Here is a 15,243-nt window from a genome sequence, read left to right as displayed (position 1 = left end):
GTCAATGCCTCGGGGTACCTCCAATGTCGCTGCCCGCTTTGCTTGAACAACATCTGCGCCTGCCCGTCGTGGCCGCGCCGATGTTCCTGATTTCCAATCCGCAACTGGTCCTGGCGTGCTGCCGCAATGGCGTGGTCGGAAGTTTCCCGGCACTGAACCAGCGCGAAAGCAGTGGTTTCAAGGCCTGGCTGGAGGAAATCGAAGCGGGCCTGGCGCAGTTGAGCAACCCTGCGCCCTACGCCGTCAACCTCATCGTCCACCACAGCAACCCACGGTTGGAGGCAGACCTGGCGATCTGCGTCGAGCACAAGGTGCCAATCGTCATCACCAGCCTCGGCGCGGTGAAGGCGTTGGTCGATGCGGTACACAGCTACGGCGGCCTGGTCTTCCATGACGTCACCACTCGACGTCACGCCGAGAAAGCCGCCGAAGCCGGGGTGGACGGCCTGATCGCCGTGGCCGCCGGCGCCGGTGGCCATGCCGGCACCTGGAGCCCGTTCGCGTTGATCGCCGAGATTCGCCAGTTCTTCGACAAAACCCTGCTGCTGGCCGGCTGCCTCAACCACGGGCACGAGATCCTGGCCGCCCAGTTACTGGGCGCGGACCTGGCGTATCTGGGCACGCGGTTTATCGCCACCGCCGAAAGCCACGCGCCGGATGCGTATAAAGAGATGCTGCTCACATCAGGCGCCGTCGACATCGTGCACACTGCCGCAGTCTCCGGCGTGCCCGCGAGCTTCATGCGCCAGAGCCTGGCAAACGCCGGTTTCGACCTGGCCGCCCTGCAAGGCAAAGGCGAAGTCAATTTCGGCGCCAAGCTCAAGCCGCTGAACGACGAGGCCAAGGCCTGGAAGACCGTATGGTCTGCCGGCCAGGGCGTCGGTGAAATCGATGATTTGCCCGGCGTCGATGAACTCGTTGCGCGCCTGGATGCCGAATACCGCGAAGCCCGCGAGAAGGCGGCACAGTTGCGCTGGCCGCGCTGATACACTTGCCGGACCCGCTCATTGAAGCGGGCCTGCCCCCCACCCCTGTAACATGACAAGGATGCCCGCATGAGCGACAACCGTTTCAAGATTGTGTTTGATGGAGCCCTGCTCCCGGGTGTCGAAAGCACCACCGCTAAACTGAATCTCGCCGAATTGTTCAAAAGCAACGTTGAGGCCATCGAGAAGCTCTTTACCGGTCGCCCCGTCGCCCTCAAGCGCGACCTCGCGCGCCCCGATGCCGAAACCTACCTCACCGCGCTGAAGAACGCTGGGATCGACGCGCGTATCGAAGCCGAACAGCCCGTGGCCTTCAGCCTTGACGAAACCCACGAGACCGAGCCCTCTGCCCGCCCTGCCGCCTCCCCGTATGCACCACCGCGTGCCGCAGTAGGCGACGATTTGCCGGAGTACGCCGAGCTCAAGATCTTCACGATCCATGGCCGCATCGGTCGCCTGCGCTACCTGGCCTGGACGCTGGTACTCACCGTCGCGATGCTCGTCGCCTCGGGCATCCTCGCCACTGCCGGCTTCGCCGTGGCGACCGCTTCGCCGACGGCGGGCATCATCCTGGGCTCGCTGCTGGGTTTCGCGCTGTTCGTGGCGATTGTCTGGGTCAGCGTGCAAATCGGCGTGCAGCGTCTGCACGACCTGGGCTGGTCCGGCTGGCTGTACCTGCTGAACCTGGTGCCGCTGGTGAACAGCATTTTCCCGCTGCTGCTGCTGGTGTTGCCAGGTAACACCGGCGCCAACCAGTACGGTGCGCCGCCACCGCGCAACTCCACGGCAGTGAAAGTCCTGGCCTCCCTGTGGCTGGCATTTATTCCGTTGATGCTCATCATCTTGATGGCCTTGGGGATGAACGGCTACCTGGACCAACTCGAAAGCAACGTGGACAGCAGCTACGAAAGCAGCTCCATCACCTCCGATGAAGACGCCGATCAAAGCGTGATCGTCAATGAAGAAGACGTGCAAAGTGCTGACGACGCGGCCGAACCTGTAGACTCTCCAGAACAGTGAAAAAACGCCCGCCGCCTGTGATGCCTCTGTCACAGGTCCGGCGGCGTTGCGATGGAGAAAGGCATGACCCGTTACGCTCTGATCACCGGTGCCTCCAGCGGCATCGGCCTGGCCTTGGCCGAAGCACTGGCCCGGCGTGGCCGCAGCTTGATTCTGGTGGCCCGCCAGCGTGATCAGTTGGAAAGCATTGCAATCGAATTGACGCAACGCTTCGGCGTCGAGGTGCTGTTCCGCGCCTGCGACCTGGGTGAGCCGCTGCGTTTGTCCGGGTTCCTGTTGGAGCTTGAGGAAGGCGAGCGGCAGATCGACTTGCTGGTCAACTGCGCCGGCATGGGCACCAGCGGGCCGTTCCTGGCCCAGGACTGGATGACCGAGCAGGACCTGATCGAAGTCAACATCCTCGCCCTGACCCGTATGTGTCACGCCCTCGGCAATGCCATGGCCCTGCATGGCGGCGGGCAGATCCTCAACGTCGCCTCGATCGCCGCATTCCAGCCCGGCCCGTGGATGAGCAGTTACTACGCCAGCAAAGCCTATGTATTGCACTTCTCCGAAGGTCTGCGCGAAGAATTGAAAACCTGCGGCATCAAGGTCTCGGTGCTGTGCCCCGGCCCGACGCGCACGGCCTTCTTCGGCACGGCGCAAATGGACACCGCCAAGCTCGAGCGCAGCGCGCACTTGATGAGCCCGGAAGAAGTGGCGCTCTACACCGTGCGCGCCCTGGAAAAAAACCAAGCCATCATCATCCCCGGCCGCCGCAATCGCTGGCTCGCCTTCAGTCCGCGCTTGAGCCCACGCTGGCTGACCCGCAAGCTCGCCGGCGCGATCAACAAGGCCTATTGCCCGCGCTGAAGGCCTGAGTACACTCACCCTGCACATTCACCATGGAGAAACAGCTTTGGATACTCTGTTCACCAAGATCATCAACAGAGAAATACCCGCGAAGATCATCTATGAAGATGATCAGGTCCTCGCCTTCCACGATATCGCCCCACAAGCGCCGGTACATTTTCTGGTTATCCCGAAAAAACCGATCCGCACCCTGAACGATCTGACCGAAAGCGACAAAACCCTGGCTGGGCACATCCTGTTCACCGCTCAGCGCCTGGCCCTGGAACAGGGCTGCGAGAAGGGCTTTCGTGTGGTGATGAACTGCAATGAAGACGGTGGACAGACCGTTTACCATATCCACATGCATGTGCTGGGTCAGCGCCAGATGAACTGGCCGCCGGGCTGATACGCCTGACACACGGGTCGCCGGCCTCCCGCATGCGACCCCATGCCCTTGACTCAACGCAAACGCTTCGCCCTCTCTTGCGGTAAACTGGCCGCCGAGATTCTTCCCGGAGGTCAGCATGACTACCCAACGTCACTACTCGCCAATTGACCGTCTGTTGTTGCAAGCCGACACGGCCATACGCACGCTGCTGCCATTCAGCGGCCAGCCGTATCGCCCGTCGCCCGCCATCGTGCAGCCCGATGCACAGATGAACGAGACCGACACCCGCCACGTCGCCGGCCTGATGCGTATCAACCATACCGGCGAAGTCTGTGCCCAGGCGCTGTACCAGGGCCAGGCGCTGACCGCCAAGCTGCCGCAAGTGCGCGCAGCCATGGAGCATGCCGCCGAGGAAGAAATCGACCACCTGGCCTGGTGCGAGCAACGCATTCGCCAATTGGGCAGCCATCCCAGCGTGCTGAACCCGCTGTTCTATGGCCTGTCGTTTGGGATTGGCGCCGCAGCCGGCTTGATCAGCGACAAAGTCAGCCTGGGGTTTGTCGCAGCCACGGAACAGCAAGTATGCAAGCACCTGGATGAGCACCTGGAACAGTTACCGACCGAAGACGAAAAGTCCCGGGCGATTCTTGAACAGATGCGTATCGACGAAGAACACCACGCAGAAAGCGCACTGGACGCCGGTGGTTTCCGCTTCCCGGCGCCGGTGAGGTTTGGCATGAGCCTGATGGCCAAGGTCATGACCAAAAGCACCTACCGCATCTAACCTGCAAAAAAGGGCGCTATCAAAGCGCCCTGTCTTTATTGCCGACGAATCCCTGGATCAGCCCAACTCAATGATTTCGTAATCATGGGTAATGGCGACACCGGCCGCGCCCAGCATGATCGACGCCGAGCAATACTTCTCGGCCGACAGCTCGATGGCACGTTTGACCTGGGCTTCTTTCAGCGCCCGGCCCTTGACCACGAAATGCATATGGATCTTGGTGAACACCTTGGGATCTTCAGTCGCACGCTCGGCTTCGAGGAAGGCTTCGCAGCTTTCCACGGCCTGGCGGGACTTTTTCAGAATGCTGACCACGTCGAAATTGCTGCAACCGCCTACACCAAGCAGGAGCATTTCCATCGGGCGTACGCCCAGGTTGCGGCCACCGGCTTCCGGCGGACCGTCCATGACCACGACATGGCCACTGCCCGACTCACCGAGGAACATGGCTTCGCCCGCCCATTGGATGCGTGCCTTCATCGCCCAGACTCCACTGCTAAAAAAGGGTCGCCAGCTTAGCACACGACCCGCGGCCGGCAGCTTTTGCGCGTAAAGCCATCAATCGCCACAGTTACCCGGTAAATTGGCTAATCGAGTCACAATGTGTCTGGTAAGCTGGCGCCAAATGAATGGCGCATTGCCATCCTTTGTACAACGTGTATCAATGCAGATACAGCTGGATAAAAACAATTCCAACCACCCTGTGCAGTCTTTTTCGGGATACAACCATGGTTGCTTTTACTCCCATACCCAAGATCAAGAATCTCGACAGACTGCTGACGCATTGCCAGAGTCGTCGTTACCCGGCCAAGCACAACATCATCTGCGCAGGCGAACGCTCCGAAACACTGTTCTTCATTATCAAGGGCTCGGTCACCATCCTGATCGAGGATGAAGACGGCCGCGAGATGATCATTGCCTACCTCAATACCGGCGATTTCTTCGGCGAACTGGGGTTATTTGAACAAGCCGGCAAAGAACAGGAGCGCAGTGCCTGGGTGCGGACCAAAATCGAGAGCGAAGTGGCCGAGATCAGTTACACGAAGTTTCGTGAACTGACCCAGCACGATCCCGACATCCTCTATGCACTGAGCGGCCAGATTGCCCAGCGCCTGCGGGACACCACGCGCAAAGTCGGCGACCTGGCATTCTTTGATGTCACCGGCCGTGTGGCCCGCTGCCTGTTGGAGCTGTGCAAGCAGCCCGACGCGATGACTCACCCCGATGGCATGCAGATCAAAGTCACGCGCCAGGAGATCGGGCGCATTGTCGGTTGTTCACGGGAGATGGTCGGTCGCGTGCTCAAGGATCTGGAAGAACGCAACCTGGTAGACGTCAAAGGCAAGACGATGGTGGTGTTCGGCACCCGTTAAACCGGCAGGAAGCTGGCCAGCATCTGCCGGTACAACGCATCCAGCCGACTGAGCGCGTCCGGTGCGGGGAAAGCTTCGTGCAGGGCGATATGGCTGTCGGCGCGAACGCGCTGTTCCAGGCCGCAGGCTTGATTGAAGCGATTGACCGCCGCGATCAGTTCTTCGCGATCGTTGTCCAGCAACAAGGCTCCGTGTACCAGCCCCACCGGACGGCCACCACTTTGACGCCAGCGCTGGGCGGTGCCGACCATTTTGCGGCCATTGAGGTTGACGTTGTAGCGGCCGTCGCAGAACGCGCCGTCGATTTCGCCGACGGAAGCATCGCCGCCCAGTTCGATCAGCAAGTCACAGATCGGCTGGCACAAACGCAGGTAGCCGGTTTCGATGCGCCCCTGATCGCCTTCGCTGCGCGGCGGTGCGTAGACCAGGGCGATATTGACCGTGGCGTTTGATTGCGGCACCGGCTCGCCGCCGGTTTCGCGTAACAGCACCGGCCAGCCGGCCTGCGCCGACACCTGGCTAGCCAGCTCGAACGCCGGCAAGCGGCTCAAACGACGCGGCATCACCAATGCCTGGTCGCTGGGTTGCCAGAACAGCAGGCCAAACGCCTGCTCCCCTGCACAAACAGCCGCCAGCAGGTTTTGCTCGGCAGCAAGCCCGGCTTCGACGCTCATCGATACTGGCTGGATCATCGAACACCTACCTCGCTGAATAAACACAAAACCCAATGTGAATGTGGGAGGGGGCTTGCCCCCGATGGCGGAGTGTCAGTCAGTACATCTATCAACTGATACACCGCCATCGGGGGCAAGCCCCCTCCCACATGTTGACCGCACTTCAAATACTGACCCCGGTTTGATCAATCCAGGGTCGAACCGCTGACTGCCACACCACGCTCCGGGAAGAACAGGCGTTGCAGTTCGGCGCCCGGGTTCTCGGCGCGCATGAAGGTCTCGCCCACCAGGAACGAATACACGTCGCTGATTTCCATCAGTTCTACGTCGGCGCGGTTAACAATGCCGCTTTCGGTAATCACCAGGCGGTCGCGCGGGATACGCGGCAGCAGGTCGAGGGTGTTTTCCAGGCTGACTTCGAAGGTGTGCAGGTTGCGGTTGTTGACCCCCACCAGCGGTGTGTCGAGGGTTTTCAGCGCACGTTCCAGCTCATCGCCGTCGTGGACTTCCACCAGCACGTCGAGGCCGACGCTTTTGGCCACGGCCGCCAGCTCGGCCATCTTCACGTCATCCAGCGCGGAGACGATCAGCAGCACACAGTCGGCGCCCAGGGCACGGGCTTCAACGATCTGGTATGGATCGATCATGAAGTCCTTGCGGATCACCGGCAACTTGCACGCGGCGCGGGCCTGTTGCAGGAACAGGTCGGAACCCTGGAAGAAATCGACATCAGTCAGCACGGAGAGGCAAGTCGCCCCGCCTCTCTCATAGCTGACGGCGATGTCGGCCGGTACGAAGTTTTCGCGGATCACGCCTTTGCTTGGCGAGGCCTTCTTGATTTCAGCGATGACAGCCGGCTGCTTGAGCTTGGCCTGGGCGATCAAGGCCTTGGCGAAGCCACGCGGCGCATCGGCGATTTTCGCCTGGCTTTCCAGCTCGGCCAGGCTCACGCGGGCACGGCGTTCCGCGACTTCTTCGGCTTTGCGGGCCAGGATCTTTTCCAGAACGGTCGGCACACTCATCCTTCATTCTCCATCTTGAACACCGCAGTAAAGGCCCCCAGTTCTTCGAGCTTCTCGCGGGCAAGGCCGGTGTGCAATGCATCATGCGCGAGGGCCACGCCTTCGTTAAGACTATAGGCGTGATCGGCGGCATAAAGCGCGGCACCGGCATTGAGCACAATCATTTCGGCGGCTTTCTGGCCGTTTTCGGTCTTGCGACGCCCCAAGGCGTCCTGAATCAGCGCCAGGGAGTCCGCCGGGCTTTCCACTGCCAGGCCGTGCAGGCTCTGGCTCTTCATGCCGAGATCTTCAGGCTCGACCCAATATTCGGTGATCTGATCATTCTTCAGCTCCGCCACAAAGGTCGGCGCCGCCAGGCTGAATTCGTCCAGGCCATCTTTGGAATGCACCACCAGCACATGCTTGCTGCCCAGGCGCTGCAACACTTCGGCCAACGGCCGGCACAACGCCTGGCTGAACACGCCGACTACCTGATGCTTCACACCGGCCGGATTCGTAAGCGGGCCGAGCATGTTGAACAGGGTGCGCAGGCCGAGATCCTTGCGCGGGCCGGCGGCGTGTTTCATCGCGCCGTGGTGGGACTGCGCAAACATGAAGCCGATGCCCACGTTGTCGATGCAGCGCGCCACTTGTACGGGGGTCAGGTTCAGGTAGATCCCGGCCGCTTCGAGCAGATCCGCGCTGCCGCTTTTGCCGGACACCGCTCGGTTGCCGTGTTTGGCCACGGTGCAACCCGCTGCCGCGACCACGAAGGAGGCCGCCGTGGACACGTTGAAAATATTCGCACCGTCACCGCCGGTGCCGACCACGTCGACCACGCCGTCGAGGGTCTTGAGCTCGACCTTGTCCGCCAGCTCGCGCATCACCGACACGGCGCCGACGATTTCGTCGATGCTCTCGCTCTTCATACGCATCGCCATCATGAACGCGCCGATCTGCGCGTCGGTGCATTGACCGGTCATGATCTCACGCATCACATCGCTCATTTCCGCGGTGCTCAGGTCCAGATGGCCGACGATACGGCTCAGGGCAGTCTTGATATCCATGAAAAGTCCTTAGCGCGTGCCGCCGCTCTGCTTGAGAAAGTTGGCGAACAGCTCGTAGCCCTGCTCGGTCAGGATCGACTCGGGGTGAAACTGCACCCCTTCGATGTTCAGTGTCTTGTGGCGCAAGCCCATGATCTCGTCGACCGAGCCGTCTTCCAGCTGGGTCCAGGCGGTCAATTCCAGGCAGTCGGGCAGGGTTTCGCGCTTGACCACCAGCGAATGGTAGCGCGTCACGGTGACCGGCAGGTTGAGGCCTTCGAACACACCGAGGTTTTTATGGAACACCGGGCTGGTCTTGCCGTGCATCACTTGGCGCGCCCGCACCACCTCACCGCCAAACGCCTGGCCGATGGACTGGTGGCCCAGGCACACGCCGAGGATCGGCAGCTTGCCGGCGAAGTATTTGATCGCCTCCAGGGAGATGCCCGCCTCGGTCGGCGTGCAGGGCCCCGGCGAAACCACAATGCGCTCCGGGTTCAGGGCGGCGATTTCGGCGACGGTCAGTTCGTCGTTGCGCACCACCTTGACCTCGGCACCGAGTTCGCCCAGGTACTGCACAACGTTGTAGGTAAAGGAGTCGTAGTTATCAATCATCAGCAACATGGGGGAAACCTCAAGAATTCTTAGCCCTGGGGGGTCTGTTCAGCCAACGCCACTGCACGGAACATGGCGCGGCGCTTGTTCAGGGTTTCTTCCCATTCGAGGGCCGGCACCGAGTCGGCGACGATCCCGCCACCGGCCTGCACATGCAGTTCCCCGTCCTTGATCACCGCCGTGCGAATCGCAATGGCGGTGTCCATGTTGCCGTTCCAGGCGAAATAGCCCACGGCGCCGCCGTAGACACCGCGCTTGACCGGCTCGAGCTCGTCGATGATCTCCATCGCGCGAATCTTCGGCGCGCCCGACAAGGTGCCCGCCGGCAGAATCGCCCGCAGCGCGTCCATCGCGGTCAGGCCGGCCTTCAATTCGCCAGTGACGTTGGAGACGATGTGCATCACGTTGGAGTAGCGCTCGATGACCATCTTCTCCGTCAACTTCACCGAACCGATTTCCGAGACGCGCCCGGTGTCATTGCGGCCCAGGTCGATCAGCATGAGATGCTCGGCGATTTCCTTGTCGTCGCTGAGCAGCTCTTCTTCGAGCGCTAGGTCCGCTTCCTCGGTCGCGCCACGCGGGCGAGTACCGGCGATCGGGCGCACGGTGATCAGGTTGTCTTCGACGCGCACCAGCACTTCCGGCGAACTGCCGACGACGTGGAAGTCGCCGAAGTTGAAGAAGTACATGTACGGCGTCGGGTTGAAGCAACGCAGCGCGCGGTACAGGTCGATCGGCGCGGCCTTGAAGTCGATGGACATGCGTTGCGACGGCACCACCTGCATGCAGTCTCCAGCGAGGATGTATTCCTTGATGGTATCGACCGCCCGCTCGTAGTCATCCTGGGTAAAGCTGGAGCGGAACACCGGGTCGGCCGCCGGCGGACGGCGCAGGTCCAGGCCGCGACGCGGGGTGATCGGCTGGCGCAGTTTTTCCAGCAGGGCTTCGAGGCTGGCCAGGCCTTGCTCGAACGCATCGCTCTGGGCGGGGTCGGCCAGCACGATTGCATGCATCTTGCCGGCGAGGTTGTCGAACACCACCACGGCGTCGGAGACCATCAGCAGAATGTCCGGAACGCCCAATGGATCGGGGTTCGGGCATTTACCCAGGCGTTTTTCCACATAACGCACGCAGTCGTAGCCGAAATACCCGACCAGGCCGCCGTTGAAACGCGGCAGCCCAGGGATGGTCGGCACGTTGTAGCGCGCCTTGAAGGTTTCGACGAAGGCCAGTGGGTCTTCGACGTCATGGCTTTCGATCTCGACGCCGTCATGGGTGATGCTGACGTGATGGTCGTACACGCGCATGACGGTGCGGCACGGCAGGCCGATGATCGAGTAACGGCCCCACTTCTCGCCGCCCTGTACCGATTCAAGCAGGTAGGAGTTTGGCGCGTCGGCCAGCTTCAGGTAGATCGACAGCGGCGTGTCGAAGTCGGCCAGGGTTTCGCAGGCCAGAGGGATACGGTTGTAGCCGGCAGCGGCCAAGCGCAGGAATTCTTCGCGGATCATGAGGTGCCTCGTGGCATGAGGGTCTAACGGTCAGGTGTGCAAACGTGCCGCAGCGCGGCCAGGATTCAGTCAGGCGCGCCAACGCCAGCGGGCCAGGGCCTTGATAACTTTCATCCAGAGTTTGCGAGTGACTACCACGATGGTATTTCCAGAAGGGGATGGATCGGTGTCGGCCAACGTTATCTCAGCGCCCGCTCCCAAGCAACCGGGGATTAGTCGGCGCAGGTCATCAATTACCAGCGCGGGCGACTCTTCGGCGATCGGCCGACCGTGGTTATAGCCGTAACTCAAGGCCACGCACTGCACGCCCGCCGCCTTGGCCGCCAGCACATCGCTGCGCGAATCGCCGACAAACAACGACTGGGACGCCGGGATATTGGCCATTTTCATCACGAAAAACAGCGCCGCCGGGTCGGGTTTCTTCTGCGGCAAGGTATCGCCACCGATGATCCAGCGGAAATAACGGCCGATTTTCATCTGGTCCAGCAACGGCGCGACGAAGCGCTCCGGCTTGTTGGTGATCAGGGCCATTTCCACGCCCTGCTTGCTCAGCCATTTGAGGGTGTCGCGCACGCCGGGGTACACCACGGTCAGTTCGTGGTGGTCTTCATAGGCGAGGTTGAACAATTCCAGGGCGTGTTCGGCCTCGACATCATCGACCCCCTCGGCCTCGATGTGGTTGGCCAGCGCCCGGCGTACCAGTACTTGCGCGCCGTTGCCGACCCATTTGCGCACCGACTCGATGCCGACCGGCTTGCGCCCCAGCTTGAGCAGCATCTCGTCCACCGCCGCCGCCAGGTCCGGCACCGAGTCGATCAACGTACCGTCCAGATCGAACATCACCAGCCGTGGCAGTTTGCCGGGGAACAGCCGCTCGAAGCCGCTCATGGACGCGCCAGCGCCAGTTCCGCTCGCATCTTGGCGATGACGTCCTGGTAGTCCGGCGCATTGAAGATCGCCGAGCCGGCGACAAAGGTGTCGGCGCCGGCGGCAGCGATTTCGCGGATATTGTTGACGTTGACCCCACCGTCGATTTCCAGGCGGATCTCACGCCCCGAGGCATCGATCAGCGCACGGGCTTCGCGCAGCTTGTCGAGGGTGCCGGGGATGAACTTCTGCCCGCCGAAACCTGGGTTGACGCTCATCAGCAGCACCATGTCGACTTTGTCCATCACGTACTTGAGCACGTCCAGCGGGGTGGCCGGGTTGAACACCAGGCCCGCCTTGCAGCCGCCTTCGCGGATCAGTTGCAGGGTGCGGTCGACGTGCAGCGAGGCTTCCGGGTGGAAGGTGATGTAAGTCGCGCCCGCTTCAATGAAGTCCCCGACGATGCGGTCTACCGGGCTGACCATCAGGTGCGCGTCGATCGGCGCGGTGACACCGTACTTGCGCAACGCCGCGCAAACCATCGGGCCGATGGTCAGGTTGGGGACGTAGTGGTTGTCCATGACATCGAAGTGGACGAAGTCGGCACCGGCGGCCAACACGTTGTCCACTTCCTCACCCAGACGGGCGAAGTCGGCGGAGAGAATCGATGGAGCGATAACGAAGGGCTGCATGACGCACCTTTTTTGAGCTAAATCACAATGGCGCGCATTGTATACCTCATGCTTTGCCCAGCGCACCGTGACCTAACTCAACGGCTAGTACGCCGCCCGATAGATTTTCTCGATATCGGCAGCGCTGAGTTGGCGCGGATTGTTGCACATCAGGCGCTCGATGCCCGCCGCTTCCACGGCCATGGCCGCGAGGGCGTCTTCGGGGATACCGAAGCTGCGCAGGCCCGATGGGATCTCCACCGCGGCGCACAGTCGCGTCATCGCCTCGACCGCCTGGTCGGCGGCGTCATTGATGCTCAGGCCGGTGACATTCACGCCCATGGCCTGGGCAATGTCCTGCATGCGCTCGACACACGCCAGCTTGTTCCAGTGCATGACATACGGCAGCAACAGCGCATTGCTCACGCCATGGGCGATATTAAAGCGCCCGCCCAGCGGATACGCCAACGCATGCACCGCGCCGACCCCGGCGTTACCGAACGCCATCCCGGCCATCAGACTGGCGGTGGCCATGTCGTCGCGGGCCTGCAGGTTGGCCGGGTTGGCGTAAGCCTTGGGCAACGCCTTGGCAATCAGCTTGATCGCGCCGATGGCCAAGGCATCGGTAATCGGCGAGGCGTTCAGCGACAGGTAGGACTCAATGGCATGCACCAGCGCATCCACGCCACTGGCGGCGGTGACGCTGCGCGGGCAGGTCAGGGTCATCTGCGGGCTGATGAGTGCGACGTCCGGCAGCAGGAAGTCACTGACGATGCCCTTTTTCAGTTGCGCGGCCTTGTCGGAGAGGATCGCGACGTTGGTCACTTCCGAGCCGGTGCCGGCCGTCGTGGGAATGGCGATCAGCGGCGGGCCCTTGCGCGGCACCTGATCGACACCGAACAGGTCCGCCAGCGCGCCGTGGTATCCGGCATAGGCCGCCACGCTCTTGGCGATATCGATCGCACTGCCGCCGCCCAGGCCGATCAGGCCGTCATGCCCGCCTTCGCGGTAGGCGCGCATGCAGTCTTCGACAATGGCGATTTCCGGGTCGGGCAGCACCCGGTCGAAGATCTCGTAGGAGCGCTCGCCCAAATGCGCCAGCGCCAGCGCCACGGTGCCGGACTTGACCAGCGCGGCATCGGTGACGATCAGCGGGTTGTCGACATCCAGCCGCGTCAACTCTGCGGCCAATTGCTCGATGGCGCCGGCGCCAGTCAACAGTTTGTGGGCGATCTTGAATGAGGAAGTACTCATGTGCGCGGCCTCTTGTCGATTGTGGGCTGGCACAAGAGTAGCTGACGGAGATCGGTTGTCTTCCATTCAACAGCTGAATGGTCACAGAGCCGATTGTGGGAGGGGGCTTGCCCCCTCCCACATTTAGACCTGGGCGGTGCGCAACTTCTCGCTACGGCCGCGCAGCCATTCCAGGGTCAGCAGCAGCAACACCGAGAAAGCAATCAGCAAGGTCGCCGCGGCGGCAATCGTCGGGCTGAGGTTTTCGCGGATACCGCTGAACATCTGGCGCGGCAGGGTCGCTTGCTCGGGGCCGGCGAGGAACAGCGTCACCACCACTTCGTCGAACGAGGTGGCAAACGCGAACAGCGCCCCGGAAATCACCCCCGGCGCGATCAGCGGCAAGGTCACCCGGCGAAACGCGGTCAACGGCGATGCCCCCAGGCTGGCCGCTGCCCGCACCAGGTTATGGTTGAAACCCTGCAAGGTCGCGGACACCGTGATGATCACAAACGGCACGCCCAATACGGCGTGGACCACAATCAGCGAAAAGAAACTGTTACCCAGCCCCAGCGGCGCGAAGAACAGGTAACTGGCCACGCCGATGATCACCACCGGCACCACCATCGGCGAAATCACCAGGGCCATCACCAGCGCCTTGCCGGGGAAATGCCCACGGGTCAGGCCGATCGCCGCCAACGTGCCGAACACCATGGCCAGCACGGTGGCCGCCGGGGCGACGATGACGCTGTTCTTCAGCGCCCGCATCCATTCGGCCGAGGCGAAAAAGTCCTGGTACCAGTGCAGCGAGAAGCCTTGCAGCGGGTACACCAGGAAGCTGCCGCTGTTGAACGACAGCGGGATGATCACCAGCACAGGCAGAATCAGGAACAGCAGGATCAAGCCGCAGAGGATCCGCAAGCTGTAGAACCACACCCGCTCCACGGGCGACATATAAGGGCTCAGCATCGCAAGGTCTCCTTAGCTCAGGCGCAGGCGACTGGCGCCCACCAGCCGGTTGTAGATCAGGTACAGCAGCACGGTGGCCAGCAGCAGCAAGCCGCCCAACGCGGTCGCCATGCCCCAGTTGATGCTGGTGTTGGTGTAGAAGGCCACGAAGTAGCTGACCATCTGGTCGTTCGGGCTGCCCAGCAAGGCCGGGGTGATGTAGTAACCAATCGCCAGGATGAACACCAGCAGGCAGCCTGCGCCCACACCGGCGTAGGTTTGCGGGAAGTACACGCGCCAGAAGCTGGCGAATGGGTGACAGCCCAGGGAAATCGCGGCGCGCATGTAGGTCGGCGAGATGCCTTTCATCACGCTGTAGATCGGCAGAATCATGAACGGCAGCAGGATATGCACCATGGAGATGTAGACCCCGGTGCGGTTGAACACCAGCTCCAGCGGCTTATCGATCAGGCCCATGCCCATCAGCGCGCTGTTGATCAAGCCACCGGACTGCAGCAGCACGATCCACGCCGCCACGCGCACCAGGATCGAGGTCCAGAACGGCAGCAGCACCAGAATCATCAGCAGGTTGCTTTGCCGTGCCGGCAGGTTCGCCAGCAGGTAGGCCAGCGGATAGGCCAACAGCAGGCAGACAAAAGTGATCACCAGGCCCATCCAGAAGGTGCGGGCGAAGATGTCCAGGTAGATCGCCTGGTCCGGCGTGGCCGGGGCCACTTCGCCGAGGTCGTCGATACGGTGATCGACGGCCGCCAGCAGATAGTACGGCGTCAGGCTGCTGGTATTGCGCCGGATCGCCTGCCAGTACGCCGGGTCGCCCCAGCGTTCGTCGAGGGTTTCCAGCGCTTCTTTATAAGAGGCCGGCGCTTCGGTAAACGGCAGCGCCCGCGCGGTTTTGGTCAGCAGGCTGCGATAGCCGGCCAGTTCCATGTTCAAGCGTTTCGACAGATCGCCGAGGGTCTGGTTCTTGCGCGCTTCGCCAAGGTCTTCGCTGAGCGCCTGGTACACCGGCTCGCCAGGCAAGCCGCGACCGTCCCAGGTCTTCACCGCCACCACCGTGCGCGGCAGGCCGCCCACGACTTCCGGGTTGCCGACACTTTTGTACAACAGCGCAACGATCGGCACCAGGAACACCAGCAGCAAAAACAGCACCAGCGGCGCAATCAAGGCCTGCGCCTTCCAGCGATTAAGCCGCTCGGCACGCGCCAGGCGCTGCTTGAGGGTGGGGCTGTTGACCTCGGTCGAGGGAACGGCGATGGCCATGGCTAACTCCGAAA

At 62.1% G+C, this 15,243-nt stretch carries 17 protein-coding genes; 6 read left to right on the top strand and 11 right to left on the bottom strand.

Translation table 11 applies throughout. The annotated features are described in order from the left end of the window. The first annotated feature begins 23 nt into the window (after nucleotides 1-23). From ACVWZP_RS23670 to coq7, 5 genes are all read left to right on the top strand, one after another. The gene (locus ACVWZP_RS23670) at nucleotides 24-986 is read left to right on the top strand and encodes an NAD(P)H-dependent flavin oxidoreductase (RefSeq protein WP_079444811.1); all 963 of its coding nucleotides are present in this window, start codon (nucleotides 24-26) and stop codon (nucleotides 984-986) included. 69 nt (nucleotides 987-1,055) lie between these two features. Then, nucleotides 1,056-2,006, top strand: coding sequence for a DUF805 domain-containing protein (locus tag ACVWZP_RS23665; RefSeq protein WP_017847784.1), 951 nt, complete (start codon nucleotides 1,056-1,058; stop codon nucleotides 2,004-2,006). Nucleotides 2,007-2,069: 63 nt separating this feature from the next. Then, nucleotides 2,070-2,858, top strand: a complete 789-nt coding sequence (locus ACVWZP_RS23660; protein ID WP_017847785.1) for an SDR family NAD(P)-dependent oxidoreductase — start codon at nucleotides 2,070-2,072, stop codon at nucleotides 2,856-2,858. Between the two features lie 46 nt (nucleotides 2,859-2,904). Then, entirely contained in the window at nucleotides 2,905-3,243 is a 339-nt protein-coding gene (locus ACVWZP_RS23655; protein WP_017847786.1) for a histidine triad nucleotide-binding protein, read from the top strand. Between the two features lie 118 nt (nucleotides 3,244-3,361). Further along, on the top strand, nucleotides 3,362-4,009 hold the full coding sequence (coq7, locus tag ACVWZP_RS23650) for a 2-polyprenyl-3-methyl-6-methoxy-1,4-benzoquinone monooxygenase (protein WP_017847787.1): 648 nt from the start codon (nucleotides 3,362-3,364) through the stop codon (nucleotides 4,007-4,009). Between the two features lie 57 nt (nucleotides 4,010-4,066). On the opposite strand, the gene ACVWZP_RS23645 is transcribed toward coq7, so the two are convergent. Next, the gene (locus ACVWZP_RS23645) at nucleotides 4,067-4,489 is read right to left on the bottom strand and encodes an OsmC family protein (protein WP_005792019.1); all 423 of its coding nucleotides are present in this window, start codon (nucleotides 4,487-4,489) and stop codon (nucleotides 4,067-4,069) included. Nucleotides 4,490-4,737: 248 nt separating this feature from the next. Here ACVWZP_RS23645 and crp point away from each other — a divergent pair, with 248 nt between their 5' ends. Further along, nucleotides 4,738-5,382, top strand: a complete 645-nt coding sequence (gene crp / locus ACVWZP_RS23640) for a cAMP-activated global transcriptional regulator CRP (RefSeq protein WP_017847788.1) — start codon at nucleotides 4,738-4,740, stop codon at nucleotides 5,380-5,382. On the opposite strand, the gene ACVWZP_RS23635 is transcribed toward crp, so the two are convergent. The 10 genes from ACVWZP_RS23635 to ACVWZP_RS23590 all read right to left on the bottom strand — a co-directional run bounded on the left by ACVWZP_RS23635 (nucleotide 5,379) and on the right by ACVWZP_RS23590 (nucleotide 15,229). Further along, on the bottom strand, nucleotides 5,379-6,074 hold the full coding sequence (locus tag ACVWZP_RS23635; RefSeq protein WP_457370192.1) for a lipoate--protein ligase family protein: 696 nt from the start codon (nucleotides 6,072-6,074) through the stop codon (nucleotides 5,379-5,381). The two genes, crp and ACVWZP_RS23635, sit on opposite strands and share 4 nt — an antisense overlap. A 167-nt stretch (nucleotides 6,075-6,241) precedes the next feature. Next, nucleotides 6,242-7,078 carry an indole-3-glycerol phosphate synthase TrpC gene (gene trpC / locus ACVWZP_RS23630; RefSeq protein WP_046381871.1) on the bottom strand — a complete coding sequence of 279 codons (837 nt, stop codon included), beginning with the start codon at nucleotides 7,076-7,078 and terminating at the stop codon, nucleotides 6,242-6,244. Beyond that, nucleotides 7,075-8,124: an anthranilate phosphoribosyltransferase gene (gene trpD / locus ACVWZP_RS23625; protein ID WP_017847791.1), complete on the bottom strand. Its 1,050-nt coding sequence runs from the start codon at nucleotides 8,122-8,124 to the stop codon at nucleotides 7,075-7,077. Before trpD ends, trpC begins: the two co-directional genes overlap by 4 nt. A 9-nt stretch (nucleotides 8,125-8,133) precedes the next feature. Further along, entirely contained in the window at nucleotides 8,134-8,727 is a 594-nt protein-coding gene (locus ACVWZP_RS23620; RefSeq protein WP_102618118.1) for an aminodeoxychorismate/anthranilate synthase component II, read from the bottom strand. A gap of 20 nt (nucleotides 8,728-8,747) precedes the next feature. Next, complete coding sequence (gene trpE / locus ACVWZP_RS23615) at nucleotides 8,748-10,229, bottom strand: anthranilate synthase component I (RefSeq protein WP_046381870.1); 1,482 nt, start codon at nucleotides 10,227-10,229, stop codon at nucleotides 8,748-8,750. 69 nt (nucleotides 10,230-10,298) lie between these two features. Continuing rightward, entirely contained in the window at nucleotides 10,299-11,117 is an 819-nt protein-coding gene (locus ACVWZP_RS23610; protein WP_046381869.1) for a phosphoglycolate phosphatase, read from the bottom strand. Beyond that, nucleotides 11,114-11,788, bottom strand: a complete 675-nt coding sequence (rpe, locus tag ACVWZP_RS23605; RefSeq protein WP_017847795.1) for a ribulose-phosphate 3-epimerase — start codon at nucleotides 11,786-11,788, stop codon at nucleotides 11,114-11,116. Before rpe ends, ACVWZP_RS23610 begins: the two co-directional genes overlap by 4 nt. A gap of 84 nt (nucleotides 11,789-11,872) precedes the next feature. Further along, nucleotides 11,873-13,021 carry an iron-containing alcohol dehydrogenase gene (locus tag ACVWZP_RS23600; RefSeq protein WP_046381867.1) on the bottom strand — a complete coding sequence of 383 codons (1,149 nt, stop codon included), beginning with the start codon at nucleotides 13,019-13,021 and terminating at the stop codon, nucleotides 11,873-11,875. Between the two features lie 123 nt (nucleotides 13,022-13,144). Continuing rightward, the gene (locus ACVWZP_RS23595) at nucleotides 13,145-13,969 is read right to left on the bottom strand and encodes an ABC transporter permease (protein WP_017847797.1); all 825 of its coding nucleotides are present in this window, start codon (nucleotides 13,967-13,969) and stop codon (nucleotides 13,145-13,147) included. A gap of 12 nt (nucleotides 13,970-13,981) precedes the next feature. Continuing rightward, entirely contained in the window at nucleotides 13,982-15,229 is a 1,248-nt protein-coding gene (locus ACVWZP_RS23590) for an ABC transporter permease (protein ID WP_046381866.1), read from the bottom strand. Nucleotides 15,230-15,243 lie beyond the last annotated feature (14 nt).

This window comes from Pseudomonas sp. TE36184 (genome assembly GCF_054060055.1).
This window is presented reverse-complemented; position numbering and strand designations above follow the sequence as displayed.